At 65.0% G+C, this 15,466-nt stretch carries 9 protein-coding genes and 3 rRNA genes (1 of these 12 cut by a window edge); 4 read left to right on the top strand and 8 right to left on the bottom strand.

Annotated features, from left to right (window positions below):
* Positions 1–169 precede the first annotated feature (169 nt).
* The gene (gene putA / locus ACSYS9_RS01760; RefSeq protein ID WP_071227445.1) at positions 170–3,388 is read left to right on the top strand and encodes a bifunctional proline dehydrogenase/L-glutamate gamma-semialdehyde dehydrogenase PutA; all 3,219 of its coding nucleotides are present in this window, start codon (positions 170–172) and stop codon (positions 3,386–3,388) included.
* A gap of 88 nt (positions 3,389–3,476) precedes the next feature.
* Here putA and pnuC read toward each other — a convergent pair whose 3' ends face one another.
* A complete protein-coding gene (pnuC, locus tag ACSYS9_RS01755; RefSeq protein WP_049461913.1) occupies positions 3,477–4,049 on the bottom strand; it encodes a nicotinamide riboside transporter PnuC in 573 nt (190 codons plus the stop codon).
* Positions 4,050–4,191: 142 nt separating this feature from the next.
* Positions 4,192–5,541, bottom strand: coding sequence for an outer membrane protein transport protein (locus ACSYS9_RS01750; protein WP_032129717.1), 1,350 nt, complete (start codon positions 5,539–5,541; stop codon positions 4,192–4,194).
* Positions 5,542–5,767: 226 nt separating this feature from the next.
* On the opposite strand from ACSYS9_RS01750, the gene ACSYS9_RS01745 reads away from it, so the two are divergent.
* Positions 5,768–6,460, top strand: a complete 693-nt coding sequence (locus ACSYS9_RS01745) for a rhomboid family intramembrane serine protease (protein ID WP_019662230.1) — start codon at positions 5,768–5,770, stop codon at positions 6,458–6,460.
* A 117-nt stretch (positions 6,461–6,577) separates the two neighbouring features.
* Here the strand turns inward: ACSYS9_RS01745 and ACSYS9_RS01740 are convergent, their stop codons facing one another.
* The 3 genes from ACSYS9_RS01740 to ACSYS9_RS01730 form a co-directional block, all read right to left on the bottom strand.
* The gene (locus ACSYS9_RS01740; RefSeq protein ID WP_032129716.1) at positions 6,578–6,988 is read right to left on the bottom strand and encodes a hypothetical protein; all 411 of its coding nucleotides are present in this window, start codon (positions 6,986–6,988) and stop codon (positions 6,578–6,580) included.
* An 83-nt stretch (positions 6,989–7,071) separates the two neighbouring features.
* The gene (locus ACSYS9_RS01735) at positions 7,072–8,520 is read right to left on the bottom strand and encodes a S41 family peptidase (RefSeq protein ID WP_049461915.1); all 1,449 of its coding nucleotides are present in this window, start codon (positions 8,518–8,520) and stop codon (positions 7,072–7,074) included.
* A 108-nt stretch (positions 8,521–8,628) separates the two neighbouring features.
* On the bottom strand, positions 8,629–9,927 hold the full coding sequence (locus ACSYS9_RS01730; RefSeq protein ID WP_049461916.1) for a murein hydrolase activator EnvC family protein: 1,299 nt from the start codon (positions 9,925–9,927) through the stop codon (positions 8,629–8,631).
* 95 nt (positions 9,928–10,022) lie between these two features.
* Between ACSYS9_RS01730 and ACSYS9_RS01725 the strand changes: the two genes are divergently transcribed.
* Together ACSYS9_RS01725 and ACSYS9_RS01720 are read left to right on the top strand one after the other, a co-directional pair.
* A complete protein-coding gene (locus tag ACSYS9_RS01725) occupies positions 10,023–10,685 on the top strand; it encodes a hypothetical protein (RefSeq protein ID WP_032129713.1) in 663 nt (220 codons plus the stop codon).
* 86 nt (positions 10,686–10,771) lie between these two features.
* Positions 10,772–12,487, top strand: coding sequence for a M28 family metallopeptidase (locus tag ACSYS9_RS01720; protein ID WP_049401620.1), 1,716 nt, complete (start codon positions 10,772–10,774; stop codon positions 12,485–12,487).
* Positions 12,488–12,983: 496 nt separating this feature from the next.
* On the opposite strand, the gene rrf (ACSYS9_RS01715) is transcribed toward ACSYS9_RS01720, so the two are convergent.
* The 3 genes from rrf (ACSYS9_RS01715) to ACSYS9_RS01705 form a co-directional block, all read right to left on the bottom strand.
* A 5S ribosomal RNA gene (gene rrf, locus ACSYS9_RS01715) occupies positions 12,984–13,098 on the bottom strand.
* A gap of 134 nt (positions 13,099–13,232) precedes the next feature.
* Positions 13,233–13,347: ribosomal RNA gene (gene rrf / locus ACSYS9_RS01710) — 5S ribosomal RNA — on the bottom strand.
* 127 nt (positions 13,348–13,474) lie between these two features.
* Positions 13,475–15,466 (bottom strand): 23S ribosomal RNA (locus tag ACSYS9_RS01705) (it continues 888 nt past the right edge of the window).

The raw sequence follows: 15,466 nt of genomic DNA, 5'->3' as shown, positions 1-15,466 counted from the left end.
AGGTCGGCGGCACGAATGACGAATTCAGCACAAATCCTGCCAAGCTTGCTGAACACGCTGAATCCACTGCAGCTAGGGGCTATCAGCGCTTCACGAAGGTGGCTGTTGGGCACTTCCGCAACCCGCAAAAATGATTAAAATCGCCAAGTTTTCCACTGGCCGGACCGGCATGAACGCACCTTCCTCCTCCCCTGCCGCCCACGACGCTCCGCGTCCCGGCGCGCTGCTGTCGCCGGAACTGCCGGCGCCCCCCAACCCGTTCCGCCAGGCCATCACCGATGGCTGGTTGAAGGACGAGGCCAGCCACGTGCGCGAGCTGCTGGCGCAGGCCCGCCTACCCGCCGAAGAGCAGGCCAAGGTGCAGGCGCTGGCCGCCGACCTGGTCGGCCGCGTGCGCGTGCGTGCCAAGGACCAGGGCGCGATCGAAGCCTTCATGCGCCAGTACGACCTGGGCAGCGAGGAAGGCGTGCTGCTGATGTGCGTGGCCGAGGCGCTGCTGCGCATTCCGGACCAGGACACCGCCGACAAGCTGATCCGCGACAAGCTGGCCGATGCCGACTGGGAAAAGCACCTGGGCGGCAGCGACTCGGTGCTGGTCAACGCCTCCACCTGGGGCCTGATGCTGACTGGCAAGCTGGTGCAGATGAACGACGCCACCCGTGCCGATGCGCCCAGCGCGTTCAAGCGCCTGGTCGGCCGCGTCGGTGAGCCGGTGGTGCGCCTGGCCGTGCGCCAGGCGATGAAGATCATGGGCCACCAGTTCGTCATGGGCCGCACCATCAGCGAAGCGCTGTCGCGCTCGCACAAGGGCGACAACGCGAACTACCGCTACTCCTTCGACATGCTGGGCGAAGGCGCGCTGACCATGAAGGACGCGCTGCGCTACCTGGAAGACTACCGTCGTGCGATCCACGCCATCGGCGGCGACCACAAGGCACGCGGCGGCCGTCCGGACGGCGACGTCAACAACGCGCCGGGCATCTCGATCAAACTGTCGGCGCTGTACCCGCGCTACGAGCACGCCAAGCGCGCGCGCGTGCTGAAGGACCTGGTGCCGGGCGTGCTGGAACTGGCACAACTGGCCAAGAGCTACGGCATCGGCTGCACCGTCGACGCCGAAGAGTCCGACCGCCTGGAACTGTCGCTGGACATCATCGAGCAGGTCTTCTCCGACGCCTCGCTGGCCGGCTGGGATGGCTTCGGCGTGGTCGTGCAGGCCTACCAGAAGCGCACGCCGTACACGATCGACCACCTGGCCGACATGGCCCGCCGCGCCGGTCGCCGCTTGCAGGTGCGCCTGGTCAAGGGCGCCTACTGGGACGCCGAGATCAAGCGCGCGCAGATCGAAGGCTACCCGGGCTACCCGGTGTTCACCCGCAAGCAGAACACCGATGTCTCCTACCTGGCCTGCGCCAAGCGCCTGTTCACGCATGCCGACGCGATCTACCCGATGTTCGCCACGCACAACGCGCACACCATCGCGGCCGTACGCAGCATCGCCAATGGCGGCGTGTACGAGCACCAGAAGCTGCACGGCATGGGCGACGACCTGTACGCCGAAGTGGTGCCGGCCGACCGCTTGAACCTGCCCTGCCGCGTGTATGCGCCGGTCGGTTCGCATGAAGACCTGCTGCCGTACCTGGTACGCCGCCTGCTGGAAAACGGCGCCAACTCCAGCTTCGTCAACCGCATCACCGACGAACGCGTGCCGATCGCCGACCTGATCCGCGATCCGGTCGAGATGGTCGCTTCGTTCGAATCGATTCCGCATCCCAAGATCCCGCTGCCAGTTGACCTGCTGCGCAGCCAGAACCACGACAGGAAGAACTCCATGGGCGCCAACCTCGCCAACGACAACGAACTGCGCGCCCTCGCCGAGCAGATCAACGCTGCAGTGAAGCCGTGGCAGGCCGCCCCGCTGGTGCCGGGTGCGAACCCGGCCGGCGCCGCGCTGCCGGTGACCAACCCGGCCGACACCCGCGAAGTGGTCGGCCAGTGGCTGGCCGCCGATGCCGCCACCGTGCAGAAGGCCCTGGCCAACGCCGTGGCCGCGCAGCCGGCCTGGAACCGCACCCCGGCCGCCAGCCGCGCCGCCATCCTCGAGTACGCCGCCGACCAGCTGGAAGCGCGCATGCCGGAGTTCATGGCGCTGTGCGTGAAGGAAGCCGGCAAGAGCCTGCCCGACAGCATCGCCGAAGTGCGCGAAGCGGTGGACTTCCTGCGCTACTACGCCAAGCAGGCGCGCGAGCAGTTCAGCCACGCCGAGAAGCTGCCGAGCCCGACCGGTGAGTCCAACGAGCTGCAACTGCACGGCCGTGGCGTGTTCGTCTGCATCAGCCCGTGGAACTTCCCGCTGGCGATCTTCCTGGGCCAGGTCGCTGCCGCCCTGGCCGCCGGCAACAGCGTCATCGCCAAGCCGGCCGAGCAGACCAACCTGATCGGCTACTACGCGGTGAAGCTGCTGCACGACGCCGGCGTGCCGGCCGAGGTGGTGCAGTTCCTGCCGGGCGACGGTGCCACCGTCGGTGCCGCACTGACCGCCGACCCGCGCGTGGCCGGCGTGGCCTTCACCGGCTCCACCGACACCGCCCGTGCGATCAACCGCGCGATGGCCGCGCGTGATGCCGCCATCGGCGTGCTGATTGCCGAGACCGGTGGCCAGAACGCCTTCATCGCCGACTCCTCGGCACTGCCGGAACAGCTGGTCAAGGACGCGATCGGTTCGGCCTTCACCTCAGCCGGCCAGCGCTGCTCGGCCGCGCGCGTGCTGTTCGTGCAGGACGACATCGCCGACAAGGTGATGACCATGCTGGCCGGTGCGATGAAGGAACTGAAGGTCGGCAACCCCGGCCTGCTGTCCACCGACGTCGGTCCGGTGATCGACGCCGATGCGCTGCAGATCCTGCAGGATCACGCCGTGCGCATGGACCGCGAAGCACGCCTGATCGCTGCGGCCGAGCTGTCCGCCGAAGCGGCCAACGGCACCTTCTTCGCCCCGCGTGCGTACGAACTGAAGGACCTGGGCCAGCTGCAGAAGGAAGTGTTCGGTCCGGTCCTGCACGTGATCCGCTGGAAGGGCGACCAGCTCGACGCGGTGATCGACCAGATCAACGCCACCGGCTACGGCCTGACCCTGGGCGTGCATTCGCGTATTGACGAGACCGTCGACCGCATCAGCAACGGCGTCCACGTCGGCAACGTCTACGTCAACCGCAACCAGATCGGTGCGGTGGTCGGCGTGCAGCCGTTCGGCGGCCAGGGCCTGTCCGGCACCGGCCCGAAGGCCGGCGGCCCGCACTACCTGCTGCGCTTTGCCACCGAAAAGACGGTGACGGTGAATACCACCGCCGCCGGTGGCAACGCCTCGCTGCTGACCCTGGGCGACTGATCGCCTGCGTCATGCGGTGAACGAAAAACCCCGCGAAAGCGGGGTTTTTTGTGCCTTTTTTCCTGTAGCGCCGAGCGTGGGCTCGGCGCTACACCCGCATCAGGCCGCGCCAATGACGCAACGCCACCAGCGCGTTGATCCAGAAGCCCACGTACAGGATCGAGGTCAGGTGCAGGCCACGGCTGTAGTACAGCGGCACCGCCACGGTGTTCACCAACAGCCACACCCACCACGATTCCAGCTTGCGCCGCATCATCAGGATCTGCGCGATCACGCTCAGCACCAGCACCGCCGAATCGATGTAGGGCGCGTAGGCGTTGGTCAGGCGGGTCAGCATCCAGCCGTAGCCGAACGTGGCCACCACCGCCAGCGGCGCGAGCCAGGCCCATGCACGCGGTCGCAATGAGGTAATCGGCAGCGGCGCACCGTGATCGCCACGCAGCCACTGCCACCAGCCCAGCACGCTGATGGCAATGAAGAAGAACTGCAGCACCATGTCTGCGTACAGGTGCGAACGCTCGAACACGGCGGCGAACAATGTGCAGCCCACGATGCCCAGCCACCAGGTGTGCACGTTGTTGCGGCCGGCCAGCAGGATCGAGCCGGCGACGGCAATGTTGGCAGCCAGCTCCAGCTGGAAGTTCGGATCGGACAGGTTCATGGCGCTATTGTCGTGGATCCGCACCGTGGCTGGCTGCGCTCTTCAGTAGATCCATACCACGCGTGGATGGCCCGTGGCCACAGAAAAAGAAAGCCCCGCTTGCGCGGGGCCTTCCGTGTGCTGCGTCAGGCCGAGGCCCGAATCAGAACTTGTACTGGAACGAAGCCGCCAGCACGTCGCCACGGACCTTGTACTTGCCCGACAGCGAGTTGCCCTGGTTGGCAGTGGTGGCACGCACGTTCACGTTCGGATCGCTGGTGAACAGGTGGGTGTAGCCAAAGTTGTACTCGGTGTTTGCCGACGGGGTCCAGCCCACGCCCAGCGACAGCCACTTGCGGCTGGTATCCGGCACGCGCACGTCGCGGTGTGCGTCGGTGGTCGGGGTCTGGTCCAGTGCAACACCACCGCGCAGGGTGACGGTGTCGCTCAGCTTGTAGTCGGCGCCCAGCGACACGAAGGTGGTGTCACGGTAGCCGAACTCCAGGACCGAGTCCGCCTGCGGCGACGCGTAGTCGACGGTGACGCTGTCAAAGGCGGTCGACCAGGCGGTACGGGTCACGTCGCCCATCACGGTCCAGCGGTCGTTGACCTTGTGGGTCACGCTCAGGGTGGCCGAGGCCGGCATGGTCACCGTGGCCTTGCCGCTGGTGTCCATGAACCAGCCGCGGGTACGCGGCGAGTTGGTCAGCAGCGAACGTGCGCGGTCGGCGCCGCTGAAGGTCGCATCACCACCGGTGATCTTGTGCTCGACCTTCGAACGGTAGCTCAGGCCGATGTGGGTGTTCTCGTCGATCGAGAACAGGCCACCGACGGTCCAGCCCACGGCATTGTTGTCACCCTCGATCTTCAGGGTGCCATCCGCGCTGCCCGGGGCGAAGCCCGGAGCGCCGGCGCCGGCCAGGATGCTGCCGTAGTCGACGGCGTTGCTCAGCTCGATGGTCAGGTGCTCGACGAACACCGACGCGCCGAACGACACGTACGGGTTGACGTCATACGACGCGGCGAAGCCAAGGTCGATGGCCTTCAGATCGGTCTTCAGGCCGCTGTAACGACCGACCCAACCGTTGTCGTATTCGGTCTTGAAGCCGAACGGTGCGGTCAGCGACACACCGAAGTGGGCCTTCTCGCCGATCGGCATGTGGAAGTACGCAGCCGGGACCGGAGCGATCATGCCGGCGTCGCCGCCGTCACCACCGGTCTGCGGGCGGCCTGCCGCATTGCGGCCCTGGCCCTTGAACTCGGCCTTGAAGCTGATGGCGCTCAGGTCGCCCTGGACCATCGTGCCTTCCAGCTGGCGCATGCCGGCCGGGTTGACGGCGATGATGGAGGCGTCGCCTTCGGCGCTGCCGGAACCGGCGAACGCGCGGCCGAGGCCCTTGGCGCTGTTTTCCTTCAGCTGGAAGGCAGCAGCGTTGGCGTCGGCGGCGGCCAGCGCACCGGCAACGCCGACGGCCAGCAGGGTCAGACGGGCAATGGTGGAAGCGGTTTGCATCGTAGTTCTCTCTCCGGTAAGCGGTGATGGTGCTCTGAGTGCGCCTGCGCCCGGCAGGCCTTGGGGCCCTTCGGAGCGCGCCGGATTCCCCTCCCGACATACGACGCCGTATGCGAGTATTACCCAGAGCTGTTAATGAAACAATAACAGCGCAGGCGCTTTTTTCGTCCCAGAAGCTGAACAGGACAATCCCCGCCGTAAGCGCCCGCACGCTAGGCTATTGCCCATGTTCGTCTCCCTCCCGTCGCGCAAGAAGGCGGCCCTGCGCTGGGCCACGCCCGTGCTGTTTGCGGCACTGTGGCTGGCGTTCCTGTGGTCGATCTCGCGTCCGGACGACGCCCGGGGCAGCCTCTGGCTGGACTGGGGCGCCCTGTCCACCGGCCTGACCCACCCGCTGGACTGGTGGGCGACCCTGCAGGACGGCAGCGTGCTGCGGCTGTTCACGGCTCTGTTCCTGCACGCGGACTGGTCACATCTGCTGGGCAACCTGGTGTTCCTGCTGATCTTCGGCCTGCCCGCCGAGCGGGTGCTGGGGCCGTGGCGGCTGCTGCTGCTGTTCCTGGTCGGCGGTGCGGTGTCCAACCTGGTAGCGATCTACACCATGGGCAGCCCGGACCAGATCATCATCGGTGCCAGCGGCGCGGTGTCCGCACTGATCGGCGCCTATCTGGCCCTGTTCCCGGGCGCCCGGCTGGGCGTGGTCATTCCGCTCGGCCTGTTCCTGGAGTTCGTGCGCGCCCCGGCCTACCTGCTGATCGGCGTCTGGGCCGCCCTGCAGGTGGTGTTCGCCCATATCGGCCCAAGCTTCGGCATGGTCGCCTGGTGGGCGCACATCGGCGGCTTCGTGTTCGGCGTGGTGTACGGGGTCTACGTGCGGGCGGCCATCGCCCGCCGCCTGCGCAAGCGCCACGGCTTCTGACCCCTGGTAGTGCCGGCCGCTGGCCGGCTCCACGCGCACCCGCTCGTTCGTGGCGTCGAGCGTGCTCGACTCCTTCATCGATATGGATCTGCTCCGTCCGCGATGACGCCGAATGCGTCACTCGCGACTGACCACCAACGTGTTGTGGTGGGTATCGAACAGCAGCGTAGCGCCGTCATCCAGCACCACGAAGTACTCAAAGAACGGCAACTCGCCGAGCAAAGGAATCAGTTCACTTGCCTGCAGAGTCCAGATCGGCCACGGCAATGCGCGCTCATCTGACGCTACCAGGCACATTTCACCGTTCACTTCCGCCAGCAGTTCAGCCAGGCAGGAAAGGCCTTCATCGCTGCTGTCGTATTGGATCGTCTGATCAGACGTCGCTTTGCCTGCCCACCAATAGACAAAGCGCGGATCGATTCCATGGCGGACCGCCAGGGATTCCAGCAGGGTGGCGGCCCGGTCAGGTGGCAGCGGATCACGGCCAAGGAGTTGGCTGATCGTAGTCGCCAGGTTCGAATCGTCCATGGGCCGATTCTATCGGGCGACGCCTCGGCCGCGTCGCCTTCTGCATGAGCAGGGTGTCCGCCAGGCACAGCCCGGCGCTACCCTCAGGGCTTGGCCGGGACCGGAATGGGCTTCGCTTCCGGCTTCGCTTCCGGCTTCGCTTCTACCTTCGCCTCCGGCTTCGCGGCAGCGGCCTTCGCAGCCTTGGCCGCATCCACTTTCGTCGCTTCGGCCTTCAAGCGTGCAGCCACCGAACCCGGGTTCTTCAGCTCGGCCAGCGCGTCGTTGATCGGGCCATCGCCCGGCAGTACCGCACCGGCGTGATAGCCCTCGGTGCCCTCGTCGTCACCGCGCAGATGGCCCGGCAGGGTCGCTTCGCTGTAATCGCTCAGGCTGGCCGGCAGTGCATCCTCGGCCGGCGTAGCGGCCGGCTTCAGTTCGACCTCCGGCACGATGCCCGTGGCCTGGATCGACTTGCCGCTGGGCGTGTAATAACGCGCGGTGGTCAGCTTCACCGAGTCACCGTTGTCCAGCGGCAGCACGGTCTGCACCGAGCCCTTGCCGAAGGTGCGGCTGCCAACCACGCGGGCGCGCTTGTTGTCGCGCAGTGCGCCGGCCAGCACTTCCGAGGCACTGGCCGAACCGGCGTCGACCAGCACCACCACCGGTGCGCCCTTCAGCAGGTCGCCCGGCGTTGCATCGAAACGTGCATCGCTGATGCTGATGCGACCGCGGGTACTGACGATGTTGCCCTTGTCGAGCAGGTCGTCGGCCACCTGCACGGCAGCGGTCAGCAGGCCACCCGGGTTGCTGCGCAGGTCCAGCACCAGGCCCTTGAGCTGGCCACCGGACTGCTTCTGCAGCTGCTGCACGTGCTTCTGGAAGTCCGAACCGGTGTCGGCCTGGAAGGTGCTCAGGCGGATGTAGCCATAGCCCGGTTCCAGCAGGCGGCTGCGCACGCTGGTCACGCGGATGGTCTGGCGGGTGAGGCTGACATCGAACGGCTTGGGCTTGCCTTCGCGCACGATGGTCAGCACCACCTTGCTGCCGGCCGGGCCGCGCAGCGGTTCGCTGGCATCGATCGCGCTGATCGGCTTGCCGTCGATGGCGATGATCAGGTCACCGGCGAGGATGCCGGCCTTGGCCGCCGGCGTGTCGTCGATCGGCGAGATCACCTTCATGCTGGCGTTGTCTGGCTGCTGCTGCAGCTCAACGCCGATGCCTTCGTAGGCACCGCTGGCCTGTTCGTCGAAGGCCTGCGCGTCTTCCTTGTTGAAGTAGGTGCTGTGCGGGTCGAGGTCGAGCAGCAGGCCACGCACCGCTGCCTGCATCAGCTTCTTGTCATCGACCGGATCGACGTAGGCGGCCCGCACTGCGTTGTAGACGGCCACGAAGCGGCGGATGTCCTCCAGCGGCACCTTCGAGGTCACCGCCTCCTCGCTGCTCGCTGCCTGCCCGCCGGTTTCCTGGCTCGGGGCGGGCGCGGTCTGCTGCGCCCAGGACAGCGCTGGCAACAGGGCCAGCAAGAGGGTGGCGGTACGGGCTGCGCGCATGGATCACTCCTGTCGACGGTGGCATGGTGCCCAAGGCACATGCACCGATTATGCGCGAAGCACAGCTAAATTCCCGTTGAATCCAGCCCGCTCATGGCGAGCCGGGATTCAGCGCCGCTGCAGCCAGCTGTCCGGATTCACCGGTTGCCCGCCACGACGCAGCTCGAAGTACAGCGCGGTGACCCCTTGGCCCCCCGAGTTGCCGACCTTGGCCACCGCATCGCCACGGCTGACCCGTGCACCGGCGTCCTTGAGCAGGGTGTCGTTGTGGGCGTACAGGCTCATGTAGCCATTGCCGTGGTCGACGATCAGGATCATGCCGTAGCCGGTCATCCAGTCGGAGAACACCACGGTACCGTCGGCCACAGCGGTGACGGTGCTGCCGGCCGGTGCGCCGATCAGCACGCCGCTGCTGGTACGCCCGTCAGGCAGCTTGCCGCCGTAGCGGGCCAGCAGGTTGCCGGACAACGGCCAACCCAGGCCCCCCACCTTCGGCGCCGGTGCGGAAGCCACCGCCGGCGGAACCTTGGTGGGCGGTGGCGGCCGTCCCTGTGCCGCGGCCTGGCGTGCGGCACGTTCGGCAGCGGCCTTCTCCGCTGCCGCACGGCGCGCAGCCGCGCGACGCTCGGCCTCGGCACGGGCGGCGGCCGCACGCAGATTGGCCAGCAGTGTTTCCAGCGCCTTGGCGTCCTGGCCCAGCGCCTGTTCCTTCTCGCGCTGGTCCTTGAAGCGCTCGTCCAGCGAGGCCACGGTCTTTGCACGATCGCGGCGGTCGGCTTCCAGCGCCGCTGCCTGCTGCTTCTGGTCCTGCTGCGCCCCCTGCAGCTTCTGCTTGCGCTCGGCAATCTGCGCCTGCAGCGCTTCCAGTTCCTTCAGGTCGGCGGTCAGCGTGGTGATGCGCTGGGCCCGCTCACGCTGCAGGTAGCGGTGGTAGGCCAGGGCGCGATTGGCATCGGCCACCGTGTCCTGCGACAGCAGCAGCTTCAATGGTGCGTGGTTGCCCAGCTGGTAGGCCGCACGCAGCAGGCCGGCCAGCTCGCGATGCTGCTGGGCGAGGTTGACCTGCAGCGTGCTGCGGCGTTGTTCGGCCTCGGCCAGGGCCCTTCCCTGCTCGCGCAGCGCGGTCTCGGTCTGCGCAAGCGCACGGCCGGTGCGGGCCACCTTCTCATCTGCCTCGCGCAGCTGCTGCGAGGCCTGGCCACGCTGGCCTTCGATCTGCCGGCGCTCCTGCGCCACGCCCTTCAGCTCACTGCGCAGCTTCTGCAGCTTGCGCTCGGTCTCGCGCGTGGTCTGCGCGGCACCCGGCAGCGGCAACGCCAGTGCCAGGGCCAGCCCCAACAGCAGGCAGCGCCCGCCGCGAGCAGCGGCGATGTGATGTCGGCGTGATGGGAAGGCGTTGTTGCGCAAGGGCTTTCCAGTGACTTCAGGCAGTTGCAGGGGGTACCGGGGAATGGTGACATCTCCGCACGCGGCCTGCCAGCCGCACATCCATCGAGGTCCCCATGAAAGCTCTCTCCATTCCGCTGCTGTTGGGCGTACTGCTGGTCACCGGGCCAGTGGCAGCGCAGGAAAACATCAGCAAGGTCAACGGCAGCATCAGCGCCGAACCCGGCCAGCGCTACGGCAAGCTGGACACCGTCAACGGCGGCATCCGTGTCGGCGAAGGTGTCGAGACCGGCAGCATCGACACCGTCAACGGCGGGGTCAAGGTCGCCGATCGCGCGCGCACCGGCAAGATCGAAACGGTCAACGGCGGCGTACGCCTGGGCCGCGAAGTGATCGCCCACGGCAGCGTCAGCACCGTCAACGGCAGCATCTTCAGCGATCGCGGCAGCCAGATCGAAGGCGGCGTTGAAACCGTGAACGGTGGCATCGGGCTGGTCGAAAGCCGCGTCGGCAACGACGTGGAAACCGTCAACGGTGACATCACCGTGGGCATCGGTTCGCAGGTCAAGGGCGGTGTGCACGTGCGCAAGCCGAACTTCAGCGTCTCGCTGACCGCCAGCCGCAAGCCGCGCGTGATCATCGGTCCGAATGCCGTGGTGGACGGCCCGTTGCAGTTCGAACGCGAGGTGGTGCTGTACGTGCACCGCACGGCCCGCATCGGCCCGGTCACCGGCGCCGAGCCGATCCCGTTCGACACCGAAACCGCTCCGGCGGACTGAGCACACCGCGCCCATCGGTTCGGTGATACTCGCTGTTACCGGTCGTACACGTGGTGCGGCCGCCCTTTGTTTTCCAGGAATCGACGATGCCCCGCAAACTCCTCCTGTGCCTGGCCGCTGCGGCCGCGCTCAGTGCCTGCAAAGGCGAAGACACTCCGGCGCCCGCGCCGGCCACCGACACCGCCACTGCCAAGCCGGCGGCCCATGCGTTCTCGCCGGAGATCAACGCCGGCGACTTCGCCGAGATGGTCAAGACGCTGGCTTCGGATGAATTCGAAGGCCGCGCCCCGGGCAGCAAGGGCGAGGAACTGACGGTCAACTACATCCGCGACCAGATGCAGCGCATCGGCCTGCAGCCCGGCAACGGCGACAGCTGGTTCCAGGATGTGCCGATGACCGAGACCACGGCCGACGAATCGACCGTGCTGAAGATCACCCAGGGCGGCAAGACCACCGAGCTGAAGTTCGGCACCGACATGGTGGTGGGTACCCGTACCGGCCAGGCCGAGGTGAAGGTCGATGCCAGTGACCTGGTGTTCGTCGGCTACGGCGTCGACGCGCCGGAGCAGAAGTGGAACGACTACGCCGGCCAGGACTGGAAGGGCAAAACGGTCGTCATGTTTGTCAACGACCCGGGCTTCCATGTCGATGACGCGAAGCTGTTCGACGGCAAGCGCATGACCTATTACGGGCGCTGGACCTACAAGTTCGAGGAGGCTGCGCGAAAGGGCGCCGCTGCCGCGCTGATCGTGCACGACACCGCCGGCGCTTCCTACGGCTGGGATGTGGTGAAGAACTCCTGGGCAGGCCCGCAGTACGACCTGCCGGCCAAGGATGACCCGGAAGCCCGCATTCCGGTGCAGGGCTGGCTGAGTGCCGACGCTGCCAAGGCGCTGTTCGCCGGTGCCGGCCTGGACCTGGCGCAGGCCTACAAGGACGCCAGCAAGCGCGGCTTCAAGCCGGTGCCGCTGAAGGCCACCGCTGCAGTCGATCTGAAGAGCCAGATCGCGCAGAAGCAGTCGCGCAACGTGGTGGGCGTGCTGCCGGGCAGCAAGCGTGCCGACGAGGCCGTGCTGTACATGGCGCACTGGGATCACCTGGGCAAGCACGAGGGCGAGACCGGCGACAACATCTACAACGGCGCGGTCGACAACGCGACCGGCGTGGCCGGCATTCTCGAAGTGGCCGAAGCAATGGCCCACCAGGAGCCGAAGCCGGAACGTTCGGTGGTGTTCCTGGCGGTGACCCTGGAAGAATCCGGCCTGCTGGGTTCGAAGTACTACGTTGCCCATCCGACCTTCCCGCTGGACAAGATCGCCGGCGTGATCAACATCGACGCGATGTCGGTGGCCGGCCGTGCCAAGGACGTTACCGTCACCGGCTTCGGCAGCTCGGAGCTGGAAGACATCCTCAAGCCGCTGGCCGCGGCCCAGGACCGTACCCTGCACGGTGAGACCTCGGTGCAGAGCGGCTTCTACTTCCGTTCCGATCACTTCAACTTCGCCAAGGCCGGTGTGCCGGCCCTGTACGCCGATGGCGGCGAAGACCTGCGCGAGGGTGGCGTGGACGCGGGCCGCAAGGCTGCAGCCGACTACGGCGCCAACCGCTACCACGGCCCGAAGGACGAGTTCGATGCGGCCACCTGGAAGCTGGACGGCACCGTCGAAGACCTGCAGCTGATGTACGGTGTCGGCAAGGAGCTGGCCGGTGGTGATCGTTGGCCGAACTGGTACGAAGGCAACCCGTTCAAGGCAGCCCGCGACGCGATGATGAAGGACAAGGCCCCGGCTGCGGCGAAGTAACGTCGAGCTTGCTCGACTGAGTACTGAAGCAAGCCAAGGCGGCGCCCGCAAGGGCGCCGCTTTTTTGTGTGTGATCGCGCCCTGCAGTTGTAGATGCCAACCTTGGTTGGCGCCGTGGTTCCATGCAGAGAGCATCCACGCATGGCGTGGATCTACTTGTAGTGCCGGCCGCTGGCCGGCAAACGATCGCTGTGTGGGCCTGCTGTTGGTAGCTGCCAACCTTGGTTGGCGCCATGGTTCCTCGCAGAGGGCCTCCACGCATGGCGTGGATCTACCGGTAGTGCCGGCCGCTGGCCGGCAATCACAGCGACGCGCACTGTCTGGACCTGCTGCCGGGGGGCGGCACCGCTCTTCGCAGGGACAGCCATCCACGCATGGCGTGGATCTACCGGCCGCTGTGCAGCCACGGCAGTGCCGGCCATCGGCCGGCACTACCCGCATTTCGCGCGCACAAAGAAAAACCCCGCTGCGCGAGCAGCGGGGTTTTGGGTGTAAACCCTGGCGATGACCTACTCTCGCATGGCTTGAGCCACACTACCATCGGCGCAGCTGCGTTTCACTTCCGAGTTCGGGATGGGATCGGGTGGTTCCACAGCGCTAATTTCACCAGGGAGACGGTTGCAGCAGCGCTTGCAGCGCCAGCTTCGCGATCTTGCCCTTGGGGCGGAAGGTACCCGGAAAATGCAGTGCCTTCACTTAATAAGAAAAACCCCGCTGCGCATGCAGCGGGGTTCTCGGGTATAAACCCTGGCGATGACCTACTCTCGCATGGCTTGAGCCACACTACCATCGGCGCAGCTGCGTTTCACTTCCGAGTTCGGGATGGGATCGGGTGGTTCCACAGCGCTAATTTCACCAGGGAGGCGGTTGGAGCGTCGCCATCCGATACAACTGGATAAGGCGCCTGCCTCTCGTAGTTCTTGTGACGTAGCGTGCACTTGGATGCTCTTACGACGTTGTCGTAAAGCCAAGGCAACTTGAGGTTATATGGTCAAGCCTCTCGGATCATTAGTATCAGTTAGCTCAATACATTGCTGTACTTACACACCTGACCTATCAACCACGTAGTCTACATGGTTCCTTCAGGGGGCTTGTGCCCCGGGAGATCTCATCTTGAGGCGCGCTTCCCGCTTAGATGCTTTCAGCGGTTATCGCTTCCGAACATAGCTACCCGGCAATGCCACTGGCGTGACAACCGGAACACCAGAGGTTCGTCCACTCCGGTCCTCTCGTACTAGGAGCAGCCCCTCTCAAATCTCCAACGCCCATGGCAGATAGGGACCGAACTGTCTCACGACGTTCTGAACCCAGCTCGCGTACCACTTTAAATGGCGAACAGCCATACCCTTGGGACCGACTACAGCCCCAGGATGTGATGAGCCGACATCGAGGTGCCAAACACCGCCGTCGATATGAACTCTTGGGCGGTATCAGCCTGTTATCCCCGGAGTACCTTTTATCCGTTGAGCGATGGCCCTTCCATACAGAACCACCGGATCACTAAGTCCTAGTTTCCTACCTGCTTGATCCGTCGATCTTGCAGTCAAGCACGCTTATGCCTTTGCACACAGTGCGCGATGTCCGACCGCGCTGAGCGTACCTTCGAGCTCCTCCGTTACTCTTTAGGAGGAGACCGCCCCAGTCAAACTACCCACCATACACGGTCCCCGACCCAGATAATGGGCCCAGGTTAGAACGTCAAGCACGACAGGGTGGTATTTCAAGGATGGCTCCACTGCAGCTAGCGCCACAGTTTCATAGCCTCCCACCTATCCTACACAGACGAACTCAACGTTCAGTGTAAAGCTATAGTAAAGGTTCACGGGGTCTTTCCGTCTTGCCACGGGAACGCTGCATCTTCACAGCGATTTCAATTTCACTGAGTCTCGGGTGGAGACAGCGCCGCTGTCGTTACGCCATTCGTGCAGGTCGGAACTTACCCGACAAGGAATTTCGCTACCTTAGGACCGTTATAGTTACGGCCGCCGTTTACTGGGGCTTCGATCAAGAGCTTCGCCTTGCGGCTGACCCCATCAATTAACCTTCCAGCACCGGGCAGGCGTCACACCCTATACGTCCACTTTCGTGTTTGCAGAGTGCTGTGTTTTTGATAAACAGTCGCAGCGGCCTGGTTACTGCGACCCTCTTCAGCTATAGCTCGCACGAGCCACCAAAAAGGGTGCACCTTCTCCCGAAGTTACGGTGCCATGTTGCCTAGTTCCTTCACCCGAGTTCTCTCAAGCGCCTGAGAATTCTCATCCTACCCACCTGTGTCGGTTTACGGTACGGTCTGCGTAAGCTGAAGCTTAGGAGCTTTTCCTGGAAGCGTGGTATCAGTGACTTCGCCTTAAAGGCTCGTCTCGGTGCTCGGTCTTAGAGGATCCCGGATTTGCCAAAGATCCAAACCTACCGCCTTTCCCCAGGACAACCAACGCCTGGTACACCTAACCTTCTCCGTCCCTCCATCGCACTTACGCGAGGTGCAGGAATATTAACCTGCTTCCCATCGACTACGACTTTCGTCCTCGCCTTAGGGGCCGACTCACCCTGCGCCGATTAACGTTGCGCAAGGAAACCTTGGGCTTTCGGCGTGCGGGTTTTTCACCCGCATTATCGTTACTCATGTCAGCATTCGCACTTCCGATACCTCCAGCAGACTTCTCAATCCACCTTCAACGGCTTACGGAACGCTCCTCTACCGCGCATAACAAAGTTATGCACCCCAAGCTTCGGTTCTGTGCTTAGCCCCGTTAAATCTTCCCCGCAGACCGACTCGACCAGTGAGCTATTACGCTTTCTTTAAAGGGTGGCTGCTTCTAAGCCAACCTCCTGGCTGTCTGTGCCTTTCCACATGGTTTTCCACTTAGCACAAAATTTGGGACCTTAGCTGTGGGTCTGGGTTGTTTCCCTTTTCACGACGGACGTTAGCACCCGCCGTGTGTCTCCCATACAGTCCGTCTCGGTATTCGGAGTTTGCAA

The sequence above is a fragment of the Stenotrophomonas sp. STK17_22 genome, from assembly GCF_051983905.1.
GTDB lineage: Bacteria > Pseudomonadota > Gammaproteobacteria > Xanthomonadales > Xanthomonadaceae > Stenotrophomonas > Stenotrophomonas maltophilia_A.
This window is presented reverse-complemented; position numbering and strand designations above follow the sequence as displayed.

Excerpts from the sequence above, each read along its gene's own strand:
- putA (WP_071227445.1), top strand. The coding sequence starts at position 170 with ATGAACGCACCTTCCTCCTCCCCTGCCGCCCACGACGCTCCGCGTCCC.
- pnuC (WP_049461913.1), bottom strand. The coding sequence starts at position 4,049 with ATGAACCTGTCCGATCCGAACTTCCAGCTGGAGCTGGCTGCCAACATT.
- ACSYS9_RS01750 (WP_032129717.1), bottom strand. The coding sequence starts at position 5,541 with ATGCAAACCGCTTCCACCATTGCCCGTCTGACCCTGCTGGCCGTCGGC.
- ACSYS9_RS01745 (WP_019662230.1), top strand. The coding sequence starts at position 5,768 with ATGTTCGTCTCCCTCCCGTCGCGCAAGAAGGCGGCCCTGCGCTGGGCC.
- ACSYS9_RS01740 (WP_032129716.1), bottom strand. The coding sequence starts at position 6,988 with ATGGACGATTCGAACCTGGCGACTACGATCAGCCAACTCCTTGGCCGT.
- ACSYS9_RS01735 (WP_049461915.1), bottom strand. The coding sequence starts at position 8,520 with ATGCGCGCAGCCCGTACCGCCACCCTCTTGCTGGCCCTGTTGCCAGCG.
- ACSYS9_RS01725 (WP_032129713.1), top strand. The coding sequence starts at position 10,023 with ATGAAAGCTCTCTCCATTCCGCTGCTGTTGGGCGTACTGCTGGTCACC.
- ACSYS9_RS01720 (WP_049401620.1), top strand. The coding sequence starts at position 10,772 with ATGCCCCGCAAACTCCTCCTGTGCCTGGCCGCTGCGGCCGCGCTCAGT.